The sequence below is a fragment of the Nocardioides coralli genome (genome assembly GCF_019880385.1).
Taxonomy (GTDB): domain Bacteria; phylum Actinomycetota; class Actinomycetes; order Propionibacteriales; family Nocardioidaceae; genus Nocardioides; species Nocardioides coralli.
In genome coordinates, this window is record NZ_CP082273.1 from 168,892 (window position 1) to 184,157 (window position 15,266).

Below are 15,266 nucleotides of genomic sequence, written 5' to 3' on the forward strand. Positions count from 1 at the left end.
GGGTCAGGACGTGCCGTTCCTGCTGCGCCTCTCGCTCCCCGACGTCCCGGGCTCCCTGGGTCGCGTCGCGGCCGCGATCGGCGAGGCGGGCGGCGACATCGAGGCGATCGAGATCGTCGAGAAACGGCCCGACGGCACCGCCGTCGACGACGTGTTCCTCGAGATGGTCGACGGCGCCATGCCCGACGCCATCGTCTCCGCGTGCACCGGCCTGCCGGACGTGTCGGTCCTCTGGATCAGCCGGTACGCCGCCGGCGGCAACGTGTTCCTCGACCTGGAGGCGATCGAGGACCTCACCAGCAACCCGGCAGTCGCCCACGACCGGCTGGTGGACCTGCTGCCGATCGTCTTCCGCTCCGACTGGGGGGCGCGGGTGCACCGCGTCGACGGCATCGCCCGTGCCACCGAGGCGGCCCCCGACACGGTGGCCTGGCTCGACGTCACCGGGCCCGCGATGGCCACCGGCACCGACGACGACCTGGTGGCGGTCTGCCCCCTCGGACCCGACCAGATCCTCGTGATCGGACGTCGCGGCGGACCGGACTTCCTGGCCTCCGAGCTCGCCCGGTTCCAGCACCTCGCCAACGTCGCGAGCACCATCGCCGGCTGACGGACCCGGCCGTCATCGAAAGAGGGGATGTTCGTCTCCGGTCGGCGTCGTGATCCCCCGGCTGGGTTAGACACGTCGAGCACAGCATCCGGCCGCACACGGGGGGTCGGTGGGACGGCTCATGTGCGGGCGAGGTGTGAGAGATGACAGAGATCGGTGGCGCCTCCAGGGTCCGACGGCTGGCGGTCGCCGGCCTGGCCGCGACGGTCGCCGTCGTCGTGGCACCCGTCGCCGCTGCGGACATCCCGCACCCCACCGTGGTCATCGAGAATCCCGTCAACCACACCCCCGAGCTGGTCGCTGTCCCCGGCACCGCGAAGCCGATCGTGGACGCGATCGCGGTCTCCGGCGACACGGTCTTCGCGGGGGGTCGCTTCACCCGTGTCTCCCACGGCACCGACACCTACGACCGCACCAACGTGGTGATGTTCGACGCCGACACCGGTGCTGTCTCGCCGGCGAACCTGGACGCCAACAACCGCGTGTGGGCGATGGCCACCATCGGCAACTGGGTCTACATCGGTGGTCAGTTCACCGCCATCGGCGGCACCAGCAAGCGGAGCGTGGTCCGGGTCGACGCGACGACCGGCGAGATCGACCCCGGCTTCACCTCCGCCGTCAAGGGGCGCGTGAACGCGCTGGAGGCGGCGCCGAACGGGTTGCTCTACGTCGGCGGCAGCTTCTCGAAGCGGCTGGTGGCCCTCGACCCGGTCACCGGCGCCGACACCGGCGCGTTCGACCTCACGATCGCCGACCCGATCCCGGGCGCCTGGGGATCGGTCTCGATCATCGGCATGTCGGTGAACACGGCCGGCACCAAGCTGGTCGCCACCGGCAACTTCCGCCAGGTCGACGGTCAGGCGCGGAGCCGGTTCTTCATGGCCGACATCTCGGGCACCGACGCCGTCCTCGACGACTGGTACTACCCACGCTTCGCGAGCTCGTGCAGCTCGACGCACCCGCGGCGCATCGCCTACCTGCAGGGGATCGACTTCGCGCCGACCGACGACTACTTCGTCGTGGTGGCGACCGGCCAGATCCCGCTCTCCGGCGACAAGCACGAGACCGTGTGTGACGGGGCCGGGCGGTTCGACATGGACGACGACACCCAGCCGCAGTGGATCAACTACACCGGCGGCGACAGTGTCTGGGGCGTGTCGGTCACCGGCGCCGCGGTCTACGTGCAGGGTCACTTCCAGTGGCTGGACAACCCCGACGGCTGGGCGAGCATGCCTCGGGGCGACGCCGTCCGGCGCCTGGGCATCGGCGCGATCGACCCGGGCTCCGGGCTCGCCCTGGACTGGGATCCCGCCAAGAAGGCGCAGATCGGGTCGCAGGCCCTCGTCGCCACGCCCGACGGGCTGTGGGTGGGGAGCGACAGCACCCACTTCGCGGGTGAGCCGCACCGCGGCATCGCGTTCGTGCCCCTGCCCTGAGCCACCCCCCTCCCGCGACGGTCATCCAAACAGGGCATATCCGCGAGCTCGGCTTTCACTGGCCATGGCCCTGGGTTAGACAGGCCAGCAGGGGGCCCGATCGCCAGCAATCCAGAGCGAACCGGGGAGCATCACGATGAAGCGCAGACTGACGCGGCACGGACGACGCGCGACGGCACTGGTCGCCGCGGCGACACTGGCGGTCACCGCGGTCGGCACCGCCACCGCCGACACACCGCACCCGACCGTCGTGAGCGAGAACCCGGCGAACTGGACGCCGGCACTGGTGCGCGTCGACGGACAGGCCAAGCCGATCGTCGATGCGATCACGGTGGCCGGCGGCACGGTGTTCGCCGGTGGTCGCTTCACGCGGGTCACGCAGGGCGGGCAGAACTACCAGCGGACCAACGTGTTCGCCTTCGACGAGGACACCGGCGCCATGCGCAGCTGGGACCTCGACGCCGACCGCCGGGTGTGGGCGATGACCGCCATCGGAAACTGGGTCTACATCGCGGGCCAGTTCCGCAACATCGGCGGCACCAACAAGCGCAGCATCGTGCGGGTCAACGCCACGACGGGCCAGATCGACCCGGGCTTCACCTCTGCCATCCGCGGGCGCGTCAACGTGCTCGCCGCGGCCAACGGCCGGCTGTACGCCGGCGGCAGCTTCCGGCAGCGGCTGCTGGCCCTCAACCCGGTCACCGGCGCCAACACCGGTCACTTCGGGCTCGACATCACCGACGCCCTGCCCAACGCCTGGGGTCGGATCTCGGTCATCGGGATGTCGATCAACCCGGCCGGCACGCGGCTGGTGGCGACGGGCAACTTCCGCCAGGTCGACGGCCAGGCCCGCAGCCGCTTCTTCATGGCCGACATCTCAGGCGCGCAGGCCACGCTGCACAACTGGTACTACAACAGGTTCGCGAGCCCGTGCAGCTCGACCCACCCACGGCGCATCGCCTACCTGCAGGGGATCGACTTCGCGCCGACCGGCGACTACTTCGTGGTGGTCTCCACCGGCCAGATCCCACGCAGCGGGGACCGGTTCGAGACCGTGTGCGACGGCGCCGCGCGATTCGACATGAACGACGACAGCCAACCGCAGTGGATCAACTACACCGGCGGCGACAGCCTGTGGAGCGTCTCGGTGACGGGCGCGGCGGTCTACGTGCAGGGTCACTTCCAGTGGCTAGACAACCCGTTCGGCTGGGCGAGCATGGATGGCGGCGGGGCCGCCCGACGCCTGGGGATCGGTGCGATCCACCCGACCACGGGCGACGCCCTGGCCTGGGACCCGCCCAAGCGAGCCGCCATCGGTGGTCGGGCACTGGTCGCCACGCCACGCGGACTGTGGGTCGGCAGTGACAGCGTCCGCTTCGGCGGGGAGCAGCACCGCGGCCTCGCGTTCGCGCCGCTTCCCTGAGACCGAGGTGGGTCAGTCCCGCCGCTCCAGCAGGAACAGCGGGATCAGCCGGTCGGTGCTGCGCTGGTACTCGCCGTACGTCGCCCAGGTCTCGACGGCACGCCGCCACCACTCGTCGCGCTCCGGGCCCGGCTCGAGCTCCCGGACGGCGTACGTCGCCCGGTCGGCGAGGTCCTGGAGCTCGACCTCCGGGTGGGCGCGGAAGTTGTGGGCCCACTCGGGGTCCTCGGCGGCACCGCCCTTGGAGGCGACCGCCAGGTAGCGACCCTCGTGCTCGACCCGCATCACCGGGTTCTTGCGCAGCTTGCCGGACCGGGCCCCTCGTGAGGTGATGACGACGATGGGGTCCCCGGTGCGGGCGAGGGTGTTGGCGCGCTGGCCGCCCGAGGCCTCGAACTCCGCCACCTGCTCACGGACCCACTGCTGCGTGCTCGGCTCGTACTCTCCCGTCAGTGCCATGCCGGCTGAACGCGCGGACCGCTCGTCCGATTCCTGCCGCCAGAGATCGAGCCGGGGGTGGCGTCGAGACGGCGCCGGTCCGGAGGTCGAGGTTCGAAGGCCGGCAGCACTGGGGTGGCGTCGAGACGGCGCCGGTCCGGAGGTCGAGGTGCGAAGGCATGCAGGGCCTGAGCCACGAAACCACCGGACCTCCCCGCCGGATAGCGTGCGGTGCCATGAGTGCGATCGACGGCGTCTCGGAGACCTTCGACCCGACGGCGTGGGAGCACGTGCCGGGCTTCGAGGACCTGACCGACCTCACCTACCACCGGGCGCGGGAGCACGGCACGGTGCGCATCGCCTTCGACCGACCCGACGTGCTCAACGCGTTCCGGCCCCACACGGTCGACGAGCTGCTGCGGGTCCTCGAGCACGCCCGCACCTCCGCCGACGTCGGCTGCGTGCTGCTGACCGGCAACGGGCCGAGCGCCAAGCACGGCAAGCGGGCCTTCTGCACGGGTGGCGACCAGCGGATCCGGGGCCGCGCGGGCTACCAGTACGAGGTCTCGACTGGTCCGACCCCCGGAGGCGGCGCGGACCCGGAGCCCGTCGACAAGGCGAGGCTGGCCCGGCTCCACATCCTCGAGTGCCAGCGGCTGATCCGGTTCATGCCGAAGGTGGTCGTGTGCCTGGTCAACGGCTGGGCGGCCGGTGGTGGCCACAGCCTGCACGTCGTCGCCGACCTCACGCTCGCCAGCACCGAGCACGGACGCTTCAAGCAGACCGACGCCGACGTCGGCTCCTTCGACGGCGGCTTCGGCTCGGCGTACCTCGCCCGCCAGGTGGGCCAGAAGTTCGCCCGCGAGATCTTCTTCCTCGCCGAGGAGTACTCCGCTGAGGACGGCGTGCGCATGGGCACCGTCAACCGCGCGGTCCCGCACGACGAGCTCGAGGCGACCGGGCTGGAGTGGGGACGGATCATCAACGGCAAGAGCCCGACGGCCCAGCGGATGCTGAAGTACTCCTTCAACCTCATCGACGACGGCCTGGTCGGGCAGCAGCTGTTCGCCGGCGAGGCCACGCGACTGGCCTACATGACCGACGAGGCGCAGGAGGGCCGCGACCAGTTCCTCGAGAAGCGGGAACCCGACTGGTCGCCCTACCCCTGGTACTACTGACCGCGTGAAGGTCGTCGTCCTCACCGGAGCCGGGATCTCCGCGGAGAGCGGGCTGCCCACCTTCCGCGACGCCGACGGGCTCTGGGAGGGGCACGACCCGATGGTGGTCGCGACGCCGGAGTCCTTCGCCGCCGACCCGGACCTCGTGCACCGTTTCTACGACCAACGCCGGGCTGCCCTGGCCCGGGTGGAGCCGAACGCTGCCCACCGCGCCCTGGCCCAGCTGGAGGAACGGCTCGGTGACCGCTTGCTGCTCGTGACCCAGAACGTCGACGACCTCCACGAGCGGGCCGGGTCGCGTCGGGTCGTGCACATGCACGGCCGGCTGCGGTCGGCGTGGTGCACCGCCTGCGACGCGCGGCACGCGTGGACCGACCCGCTGGGCGACCGGCCACCCTGCCCGGGGTGCGGCGAGGCGGCGCTGCGACCCGACGTCGTGTGGTTCGGCGAGGTGCCCCGCGAGATGGAGCGGATCGAGCGCGCGCTGTGGGAGTGCGACCTGTTCGTCGCGATCGGTACGTCGGGGGTGGTCTACCCGGCCGCTGCCTTCGTCCACTACGCGTCCGGGCGAGGTACCCGCACCCTCGAGCTCAACCTCGACGCGAGCGAGGCCAGCTCCGACTTCGCCGAGCACCGCCGTGGGCCGGCGACCCGGCTGGTCCCTGCGTGGGTGGAGGAGCTACTCGCGGGCGATCTCCGCGAGCAGGAGTGACCGGTAGCGACCGTCGGCGTCGTCACTGCCGAGCCGCGGCAGCCAGCCGGCCAGCATCTCGGCGAAGAGCGCACCGCTCTCGATGATCCGCGGGTCGAGGTGGCCGAAGACCTCGAGCGTGACGGTGCCGTAGAGCGTGGCCCACCCCTGCATGAAGACCCAGAGCAGGCCCCGGTGCTCGTCGGGCACCTCTGTCAGGTCGATCGGGAGCACCGGGTCCCTGAGCACCTCCACCACCACCGGGTCGAGCTCGTCGAGCTCGGGGTGGTCGTAGCGGAGCTGGTGCCAGACCGCCACCAGCAGCCCGTTGAGGTAGACGCCGGACGTCGCGGACGTGAGCAGCTCGTCGCGGCGCACGCAGGCGGTGTCGGCGACCGGGTTGGCGAAGACCAGGGAGAACTCCGCCCGGTCCCGCAGCGCCCAGCGGCGGAAGGCCACCGACGCGCAGATCAACCGGGCGAGCGCGTCGTCCGCGGGCTGGGTCTCCGCCGCCGCCCGGAACTCCTCGGTCGCGGCCTTGTCGATCTCGAAGGCCACCAGGTCGACGAGCTCCTGGTAGCTGGCGACGTAGCGGTAGAGGGCGGGGGCCGTCATCCCCATCCGGCCGGCGACCGCACGCAGCGACAGCTCCAGTCCCTCGGCCAGCAGGGCGCGCGAGACCCGCACGATCTCGTCGTAGGTCGCCTCCCGCTGGCGCTCCCGCCGGCTGACTGTCTGGACCACGCGTCCTCCTCCGAGAGCGACCGTTGACACCGTTGGTTAACGGTGTTTACTGTTAACGCCGTTCACCATTCTGACACATGTTCACCGAGGATACGAGGAAACGTCATGCTCCGGCGCTGGGGAAACGTCGTCGCCCACCACGCACTCGTCGTGCTGCTCTCCGGGATCGCGCTCGCGGTCGCGGCCGGGGTCTACGGCGCCAGTGTCTTCGACTCGCTCTCCCAGGGAGGCTTCGACGACCCCGACTCCGAGGCCTACGCCGCCCTCGAGCTCGAGCGCGAGGAGGTGGGCAACCGCGAGGTCGACGTGGTCGCCGTCTACCTCTCCGAGGAGCTGGAGGTCACCGACCCGGCGTTCCGACGCTCGGTGCAGGACGCCCTGGCGGGCATCCCGGCCGACACGGTCACCCAGGTGGTCACCTGGTACGACACCCGCGAGCCCACGCTCGTCAGCGAGGACCGGCGCGCCACCCAGGTCCTGATCTCCCTGGCCGGGGAGTCGCAGGACGACTACCTCGACAACTACGACGAGCTGCGACCGGTCCTCGAGGCCGAGGGCCTGGAGACCCAGCTCGCGGGCAGCTACGCCATCTACGACGACGTCAACGAGCGCACCGCGGAGGACCTCGAACGGGCCGAGCTGATCTCGTTGCCGATCGTGGCGCTGCTGGCCCTCCTCATCTTCGGCAGCGTGGTCGCAGCCTCGATGCCGGTCCTCGTCGGCGGTCTCGCGGTCGTCGGCGCGCTCGCCGTCGTGCGGCTGCTGACGGAGTTCACCGAGGTCTCGATCTTCTCGGTCAACGTGATCACCCTGCTCGGCATGGGCCTGGCCATCGACTACGCCCTGTTCGTGGTCAGCCGGTTCCGGGAGGAGCTGGCGCTGCTCCCACCCGACGACCGCGACGCCCCGGCCACGGCGATCCGCCGCACCATGACCACCGCCGGCCGGACCGTGCTCTTCTCCGGGTTGACCGTCGCCGCCGCGATGTCCTCGCTGCTGGTCTTCCCGCAGGGCTTCCTGCGGTCCATGGGGTACGGCGGCATGGCAGCCGTGACCGTCGCGATGCTGGCCGCCCTCACCGTGCTGCCGGCGGTGCTGCGGCTGCTGGGGCGGCGCATCGATGGGGGCCGGCTCCCGTGGCGCCGGCACCGCCCCGTGGTGGTCGACAGCGACCACGGCGCCTGGGCGCGGCTGGCCCGTGGCGTGATGCGCCGTCCGGTCGCCGTCCTGGTCGTGGTGACCGTCGGGCTGCTCGTGCTCGCCTCGCCGTTCCTGGGTGTGAAGTGGGGCTCGGTCGACCACCGCATCCTGCCGCCGGACTCCGAGTCCTACATCGCGGCCGAGACGCTGGCCGAGGAGTTCGGTGCCGAGACCTCCACCGCCACCGTGGTGGTCGAGGGCGCCGACCCGGCCGGGCTGGCGGCGTACTCACGCGACCTGGCCGACGTCCCTGGCGTCGCCGCGGTCTCGCCGGTGGCAGCCGAGGGAGACGCCGCCGTGCTGCGCGTGAGCTGGGAGGGCGGCAGCCAGACCGAGGCGTCCCAGCAGCTGGTGCGGGACCTGCGGGAGGTCGAGCCGGGGAGCGGCCGGGCGCTGGTGGGCGGGCTGACCGCCGACACGGTCGACCTGGAGACGTCGCTGGCCGACCACCTGCCCTGGATGGCCGTCGTGGTCGTCGCGGTGATGCTGGTGCTGCTCTTCCTGGCCTTCGGCTCCCTGGTGCTGCCGGTGAAGGCGGTCCTCATGAACGTGCTGTCGATCGCCGCCGCGTTCGGCGTCGTCACGTGGATCTTCAGCGACGGCAACCTCGAGGGGCTGCTCGACTTCACCTCGCAGGGCTTCCTCGACATGACCAACCCGATCCTCATGGCCGCCATCCTGTTCGGGCTGTCGATGGACTACGAGGTCTTCCTGCTGTCCCGCGTCCGTGAGCAGTGGGACCTCGGGGCGGCCGAGCCGGACCCGGGCCGCCGCAACGAGATCGCGGTGGCCACCGGGGTGCAGAAGACCGGGCGGATCATCACCTCGGCCGCCCTGCTGCTCGGCGTCGTCATCGGTGCCTTCGGACTCAGCGGGGTGCTGTTCATGAAGATGATCGGCATCGGCATGCTGGTGGCCCTCCTCATCGACGCCACGGTCGTCCGGGCGCTGCTCGTCCCCGCCACGATGAAGCTGCTCGGGGCGTGGAACTGGTGGGCTCCCGGCCCGCTGCGCCGCTGGTGGGAGCGCCACGGCTTCCGCGAGGAGGAGACCGCGACCCCGGCGCCGCAGGAGCGGGTGCTCAGCGGTCGCTGACCGCCCCCGGGGGCCGGATGGCGCGGATGGCGCGGCCTGCGGTGTGCGGGTAACGCAAACCCGATGCCGCTCCCGGGACGTTGCAACCTCCCGGGAGCAGCACCACCGTTGCGTTACCGAATCAGCGGCCTGTGCTCAGCGGTCGCTGACCGCCCCGCGGAGCAGGACCCCGGCGTGCGCGGGCAGCGCCAGCACGTCGTCGGGCGGCGCCACGTCGTCGCCGGTGGCGAAGAGCAGCTCCGCCGTCCCGTCGAGCGGCACGGTGACCGGCCGGTCGCCGAAGTTCACCACCACGACGAGGTCGCCCCGCTGCATCGTGAACAGCCGCGTCGACTCGTCCGCGGTGCAGCGGGTGCTACCGAAGGAGGGGTCCGTGAGTGCCGGCTCGGCCCGCCGGAGGGCGACCAGGCGGCGGTAGCGGTCGAGGAGGCGGGCGTGCCGGCCCGTCGTGGCCTCCGACCAGTCGAGCTTCGAACGGCGGAAGGTCTCGGGGTCCTGGGGGTCGGGGACGCTGGCCGGGTCCCACGCCATCCGCTCGAACTCCGCGAGCCGCCCCTCCGACACCGCCTTGCCGAGCTCCGGCTCGGGGTGGGAGGTGAAGAAGGCGAACGGCGCTGACGCCGCCCACTCCTCTCCCTGGAAGAGCATCGGTGTGAACGGGGCACACAGGGTCACCAGCGCCGCGGTGCCGAGCTGGTGCTCGTCGAGCTGCTCGGCCAGCCGGTCGCCACGCGCGCGGTTGCCGACCTGGTCGTGGTTCTGGTTGCACACCACCAGTCGCCAGGCAGCCACCGTGTCGGTGTCGATCGGGGCGCCGTGGTCCCGGCCCCGGAACGACGACCACGTCCCGTCGTGGAAGAAGCCGCGCTCGCACACCTTGGCCAGCGAGGCGAGTGGTGCGAAGTCGGCGTAGTAGCCGTCGGTCTCCCCGGTCAGCGCCACGTGGAGGGCGTGGTGGAAGTCGTCGCTCCACTGGGCGTCCACCCCACGACCGCCCGCCTCACGCGGCGCGATCATCCGGGGGTCGTTGAGGTCGGACTCGGCGACGAGGAACAGCGGCTTGCGCAGGTGGGCGGCCGTGGCCGCCGTCTCGACCGCGAGCTCCTCGAGCAGGTGGGTCGGCGAGCCGTCGACCAGCGCGTGGACGGCGTCGAGCCGCAGCCCGTCGACGTGGAAGTCGGTGAACCAGCCCCGCACCGAGTCGAGCACGAGCCGGCGTACCTCGTGGCTGCCGTCCTGGTCGAGGTTGACCTGGTCGCCCCACGGGGTGTCGCCGGCGACGAGGTAGGGACCGAGCTGGGGCAGGTAGTTGCCGGACGGGCCGAGGTGGTTGTGCACCACGTCCTGGATGACGCCGATGCCGAGCGCGTGGCAGCTGTCGACGAACCGCTGGTAGGCCTCCGGGCCGCCGTAGGTCTCGTGGACGGCCGACCACAGCACGCCGTCGTAGCCCCAGCCGTGCTCGCCGTTGAACGCGTTGACCGGCAGCAGCTCGACGAAGTCGACGCCGAGGTCCTGCAGGTGCCCGAGCTTGCCGATCGCCGCGTCGAGCGTGCCCTCCGGGGTGAAGGTCCCCACGTGCAGCTCGTAGATGGTCGAGCCCGCCAGCGGGCGGCCGGCCCAGTCCTCGTCGCCCCACTCGTACGCCGCGGGGTCGAACGTCCGCGACCGCCCGTGGACGCCGTCGGGCTGACGCCGCGACCGCGGGTCGGGCACGGGGGTCTCGCCGTCGTCCACGAGGTAGCCGTAGTCGACCTCCCCGTCGGGCACCGGTCCGGCCGGTCGCCACCAGTCGCCGGGACCCCGCACCATGTCGACGACGTCCTCGCCGACCGAGAGCCGCAGCCGCTGCGCGCGGGGTGCCCACACGTCGAACCGGCCGCGTTCGCGGGTCGGCTCGGGGAGGGCGACGAGCAGGGACACGGGCAGCTCGGACAGCAGCTCGCCGACGGCGACCTCACCGGTGCTCTCGACCACCCGCCCCGTCAGCTCGTCGCGCCAGCGGCCGGCAGGCAGGGGCAGCGCCGTCCCGTCCCACCCTCGCTCGCGCAGCCCGTGCGGCAACCGGGTCGCCACCGTCACCGCGCCGCCGCGGTCGAAGGCCAGGACGTGGTCGGCGGCGGGGCCAGCGGCCACCAGCGGCTCGTACGTCGCGAACAGCTCGGGCCGGTCGCGCCGCAGCCGCAGCGCCGTCGACGTCACCCGCAGCTTGGGGTGGTCGCCGCCGAGGGCTTCCTGCCGGGCCGCGAAGTCGACCGCGCGCCGGTTGTCGGGATCGACCAGGCTGTCGTCCCACAGCTCGGTGCCCTGGTAGACGTCGGGGACGCCGGGCATGGTGAGGCCGACGAGCTTCGCGGCCAGCGCGGTGTCCCGGCCCGGACCGGTCACCACGTCGAGCACCTCCGCGAGGACGGCTGCCACGCGGTCGTCGTCGAAGGCGGCGTCCACCGCGGCGTGCACCGCGGCCTCGTAGTCGGCGTCCACCTCGGTCCAGGTGGTGCGGTCGCCCGCCTCGCGCATCGCCTTCTCGGCGTAGGCGTGGAGGCGCGCGCGCAGGTCCGGGTCGTCGGACCACGCGCCGACCACGGCCTGCCACAGCAGGTTCCCGAACCCCGGGTCGGGGAGGGGTGCGAGCGCGAGCAGCTGGTCGAGGCTGCGCTCCCAGAGGTCGGACACCTCGGACAGGACACCGATCCTCGCCCGGACGTCCTCACCGCGCTTCGTGTCGTGGGTGGTGGCCGCCGTCATCGCGTGGGGCCACTCCGCCTGCCGCCGGGCCATCGCCGCGTGGAACTCCGCGGGCGGGACCGCGAAGAGGGAGGGGTCGCCGCCCACCTCGGTCAGGGACGTGAGGCGTGACCAGCGGTAGAAGGCGCAGTCCTCGACGCCCTTGGCCATCACCATGCCGCTGGTCTGCTGGAGCCGCTGGGTGGCCTCGGCGGCTCCGTCGCCCAGCACCGGGGCCACCGCGTCGAAGACCTCGTCCAGGTCGGGGCGGTGCTCGCGCGCGGTGGCGAACGCCGCCTCGAGGTGCTCGCGACCCTCGGGCAGGTAGCTGCGGTAGACCGGGAAGCTGGCGAGGAGCTCGGCGACCGCGTCCTCGACCTTGTCGGCGTCCAGCTCGGCGTCGGGCAGGTGGCGTCGGAGCGCCCGCGCGATCCGCCGGGTCTCGGCCAGCAGGTCGGTGTCGGCGACCTCGCGCCGGGTGCGGTGCGTCATGGCGTGCCAGTCGACCGGCCCACCCCGCAGCCGGTCCTCGAGGCCGCCCAGCGGCTGCTCGCCCGCAGGGTCCGTGAGGACCCGGTCCACGAGCGCGAGCGCGTCGTAGCCGGTGGTGCCGGCTGTGGCCCACGACCGCGGCAGCTCCTCGCCGGGCTCCAGGATCTTCTCCACCAGGACGTAGGCACCACCGGTCAGCTCGGCGAGGTCGTCGAGGTACCTGCCGGGGTCGCGCAGCCCGTCGGGGTGGTCGATGCGCAGCCCGTCGACGAGGTCGTCGGCGAACCAGCGCGCCACTTCCTCGTGCGTACGCCGGAACCACTCGGGGTCCTCGACGCGCACGGCTGCCAGGGTCGTGATGGTGAAGAAGCGCCGGTAGTTCAGCTCGGCGTCGCCGCGGCGCCAGTGGACGAGCTCGTAGTGCTGCCGGGCGTGCACCGCGTCGGGGTCCTGCTCGGGGCCCGGGTCGGCGCTGTCGGGGGCGAGGGGGAAGCGCTGGTCGTGGTAGTGGAGCTCGCCTCCCAGCACCTGCAGGTTGCGGATCCGGCCGTCCTCGCCGAGGTCGTCGTCGCCGACGACCGGGACCAGGATCCGACCGTCGCCGGCCTCCCAGTCGATGTCGAAGGCGTCGGCGTAGGGCGAGTCCTGGCCGTGGGTGAGCACGTGCCACCACCACGCGTTCTCCCACGGGCGGGCGATGCCGACGTGGTTGGGGACGATGTCGACCAGCACGCCCATCCCGAGCCGGCGAGCCTCGGCGGAGAGAGCGGCCAGGCCAGCACCGCGCCCCCGGGAGGGGTCGATCGCGGAGTGGTCGGCCACGTCGTAGCCGTGGTCGCTGCCGGACTCCGAGGCGAGCACGGGGGAGAGGTAGACCCAGTCGACGCCGAGGTCGTGCAGGTAGGCGAGGGTGCGCGCCGCGGCGAGGAGGTCGAACTCCTCGGTGATCTGGAGTCGGTAGGTACTCGCCGGGATCCGCACGCGCGCCATCCTCGCACCCGCCCGAAGCCCCGAACGGGTGAGTCCATCGACCAGCCCGTGGCCGGACCCGCCGGGCGGCGAGCCGTCAGTCGCCGTTGGTGGCCTGTGCCTTCACCGAGGCGGCAGCCGAGTGGTCGGGCTCGACGTGGGGCGCGGTGTGCTCACGCAGCACCAGCACGCTGCGGCCGTGCAGCTTCACCTTGCGGCCGGGGAGCAGGTGACGCCGCTTCGAGACGGTGCCGCCGGTGTCGATGACCACGTCCCAGCGGGCGGCGTACTCCTCCGGCGGGAGGGTCGCCTGCACCGGCTCGGGTCCGGCGTTGAACCACAGCATGAAGTGGTCGTCGGTGATGTGGTGGCCCGTCGCGTCGGTGCCGCGGATGCCGTCGCCGTTGAGGTACATCCCGATCGCGCTGCGGTTGCCGGTGTGCCAGTCCTCGCCCTCCATCGGGCTGGCGTCGAGACCGAGCCACACGATGTCGTTGAGCCGCTCCCCGTCGCCGGTGCGCACGGTGTCGCCGGTGAAGAAGCGCCGCCGCCGGAAGGTGGGATGGTCCTGCCGCAGCTTCGCGACGGCGGCGGTGAACTCGATGAGCGGCTTGTCGAGGTGGTCCCAGTGCACCCAGGACAGCTCGGAGTCCTGGGCGTAGGTGTTGTTGTTGCCCTGCTGGGTCCGGCCGAGCTCGTCACCGTGGAGCAGCATCGGCACGCCCTGGCTCAGCAGCAGGGTGGTGATGAAGTTGCGCTGCGCGCGGGCGCGCAGCTCCAGCACCGCCGGGTCGTCGGTCGGTCCCTCGACGCCGTGGTTCCAGGACCGGTTGTGGCTCTCGCCGTCGTTGCCGTCCTCCCCGTTGGCCTCGTTGTGCTTCTCGTTGTAGGAGACCAGGTCGCGCAGGGTGAAGCCGTCGTGGGCCGTGACGAAGTTGATCGAGGCGAAGGGTCGTCGGCCGCTGTGCTCGTAGAAGTCCGCGGACCCGGCGAGCCGGGAGGCGAAGTCGCCGACGCTGGGCTCACCGCGCCAGAAGTCGCGGACGGTGTCGCGGTAGGCGCCGTTCCACTCGGTCCACAGCGGCGGGAAGCCGCCGACCTGGTAACCGCCGGGGCCGATGTCCCACGGCTCGGCGATGAGCTTGACCTGGCTGACGACCGGGTCCTGCTGCACGAGCTCGAAGAACGTCGCCAGCTTGTCGACGTCGTAGAACTCACGGGCCAGGGTGGCGGCGAGGTCGAACCGGAAGCCGTCGACGTGCATCTCGGTCACCCAGTAGCGGAGCGAGTCCATGATCAGCTGCACCGAGTGGGGGTGGCGCACGTTGAGGCTGTTGCCGGTGCCGGTGTAGTCCATGTAGTAGCGCTGGTCGTCCTCGACGAGCCGGTAGTAGGCGGCGTTGTCGATGCCCTTGAAGCTCAGGGTCGGCCCGAGGTGGTTGCCCTCCGCGGTGTGGTTGTAGACGACGTCGAGGATCACCTCGATGCCGGCGGCGTGCATGGCCTTGACCATCGCCTTGAACTCCTGGACCTGGTGGCCCTCGCCCGAGGCGGCGTAGGAGGAGTGGGGGGCGAAGAACGACAGCGTGTTGTAGCCCCAGTAGTTGCGCAGCCCCTTCTCCAGCAGGGTGCTGTCCTGGATGAACTGGTGCACGGGCATCAGCTCGATCGCGGTCACGTGCAGCTTCTGCAGGTGGCCGATCACCGCGGGGTGGGCCAGCCCGGCGTAGGTGCCGCGGTGCTCCTCCGGGATGTCGGGGTGGAGCTGGGTGAGGCCCTTGACGTGCGCCTCGTAGATGAACGACTCGTTGTACGGCGTGCGCGGGTGGCGGTCCCCCTCCCAGTCGAAGTAGGGGTTGATGACCACGCCGAGCGTCATGTGGGACGCCGAGTCCTCGTCGTTACGGCTGTCGGGGTCACCGAAGTGGTAGCCGAAGAGCGACTCGTCCCAGTCGATGTCGCCGGCCGTCGCCTTGGCGTAGGGGTCGAGCAGCAGCTTGTTGGGGTTGCAGCGCTGCCCGCGCGAGGGGTCGTAGGGCCCGTGCACGCGGTAGCCGTAGCGCTGGCCCGGCTGGGCCTGCGGCAGGTAGCAGTGCCAGACGTAGGCGTCGACCTCGGTCAGCTCGACCCGGGTCTCGGTGCCGTCGGCGTCGAACAGGCAGAGCTCCACGCGCTCGGCCACCTCGCTGAAGAGCGCGAAGTTGGTGCCGCGACCGTCGTACGTCGCGCCGAGCGGGTAGGGACTTCCGGGCCAGACCTCCAC

General features: G+C 71.7%; 10 protein-coding genes. 6 read left to right on the plus strand and 4 right to left on the minus strand.

Annotation, left to right across the window (positions count from 1 at the left end; all coding sequences use genetic code 11):
- Positions 1-10 precede the first annotated feature (10 nt).
- From K6T13_RS00860 to K6T13_RS00870, 3 genes are all read left to right on the plus strand, one after another.
- A complete protein-coding gene (locus K6T13_RS00860; RefSeq protein WP_222895991.1) occupies positions 11-610 on the plus strand; it encodes an ACT domain-containing protein in 600 nt (199 codons plus the stop codon).
- 143 nt (positions 611-753) lie between these two features.
- On the plus strand, positions 754-2,046 hold the full coding sequence (locus K6T13_RS00865; protein ID WP_222895993.1) for a hypothetical protein: 1,293 nt from the start codon (positions 754-756) through the stop codon (positions 2,044-2,046).
- 136 nt (positions 2,047-2,182) lie between these two features.
- Positions 2,183-3,469 carry a hypothetical protein gene (locus K6T13_RS00870; protein WP_222895995.1) on the plus strand — a complete coding sequence of 429 codons (1,287 nt, stop codon included), beginning with the start codon at positions 2,183-2,185 and terminating at the stop codon, positions 3,467-3,469.
- A 12-nt stretch (positions 3,470-3,481) separates the two neighbouring features.
- Here K6T13_RS00870 and K6T13_RS00875 read toward each other — a convergent pair whose 3' ends face one another.
- The gene (locus K6T13_RS00875; RefSeq protein ID WP_222895997.1) at positions 3,482-3,928 is read right to left on the minus strand and encodes a nitroreductase family deazaflavin-dependent oxidoreductase; all 447 of its coding nucleotides are present in this window, start codon (positions 3,926-3,928) and stop codon (positions 3,482-3,484) included.
- Positions 3,929-4,143: 215 nt separating this feature from the next.
- Between K6T13_RS00875 and K6T13_RS00880 the strand changes: the two genes are divergently transcribed.
- Together K6T13_RS00880 and K6T13_RS00885 are read left to right on the plus strand one after the other, a co-directional pair.
- Positions 4,144-5,085 carry a 1,4-dihydroxy-2-naphthoyl-CoA synthase gene (locus tag K6T13_RS00880; protein WP_222895998.1) on the plus strand — a complete coding sequence of 314 codons (942 nt, stop codon included), beginning with the start codon at positions 4,144-4,146 and terminating at the stop codon, positions 5,083-5,085.
- Between the two features lie 4 nt (positions 5,086-5,089).
- Positions 5,090-5,797, plus strand: a complete 708-nt coding sequence (locus K6T13_RS00885; RefSeq protein ID WP_222895999.1) for an NAD-dependent deacylase — start codon at positions 5,090-5,092, stop codon at positions 5,795-5,797.
- On the opposite strand, the gene K6T13_RS00890 is transcribed toward K6T13_RS00885, so the two are convergent.
- Positions 5,765-6,520: a TetR/AcrR family transcriptional regulator gene (locus K6T13_RS00890; RefSeq protein WP_222896000.1), complete on the minus strand. Its 756-nt coding sequence runs from the start codon at positions 6,518-6,520 to the stop codon at positions 5,765-5,767. The two genes, K6T13_RS00885 and K6T13_RS00890, sit on opposite strands and share 33 nt — an antisense overlap.
- 105 nt (positions 6,521-6,625) lie before the next feature.
- Here K6T13_RS00890 and K6T13_RS00895 point away from each other — a divergent pair, with 105 nt between their 5' ends.
- A complete protein-coding gene (locus tag K6T13_RS00895) occupies positions 6,626-8,815 on the plus strand; it encodes an MMPL family transporter (protein ID WP_222896001.1) in 2,190 nt (729 codons plus the stop codon).
- A gap of 135 nt (positions 8,816-8,950) precedes the next feature.
- Here the strand turns inward: K6T13_RS00895 and treY are convergent, their stop codons facing one another.
- Positions 8,951-13,015 (minus strand): malto-oligosyltrehalose synthase, encoded by a 4,065-nt coding sequence (treY, locus tag K6T13_RS17365; protein WP_249423876.1) that lies wholly within the window; start codon positions 13,013-13,015, stop codon positions 8,951-8,953.
- An 85-nt stretch (positions 13,016-13,100) separates the two neighbouring features.
- Positions 13,101-15,266, minus strand: coding sequence for a glycogen debranching protein GlgX (gene glgX / locus K6T13_RS00910; protein WP_222896002.1), 2,166 nt, complete (start codon positions 15,264-15,266; stop codon positions 13,101-13,103).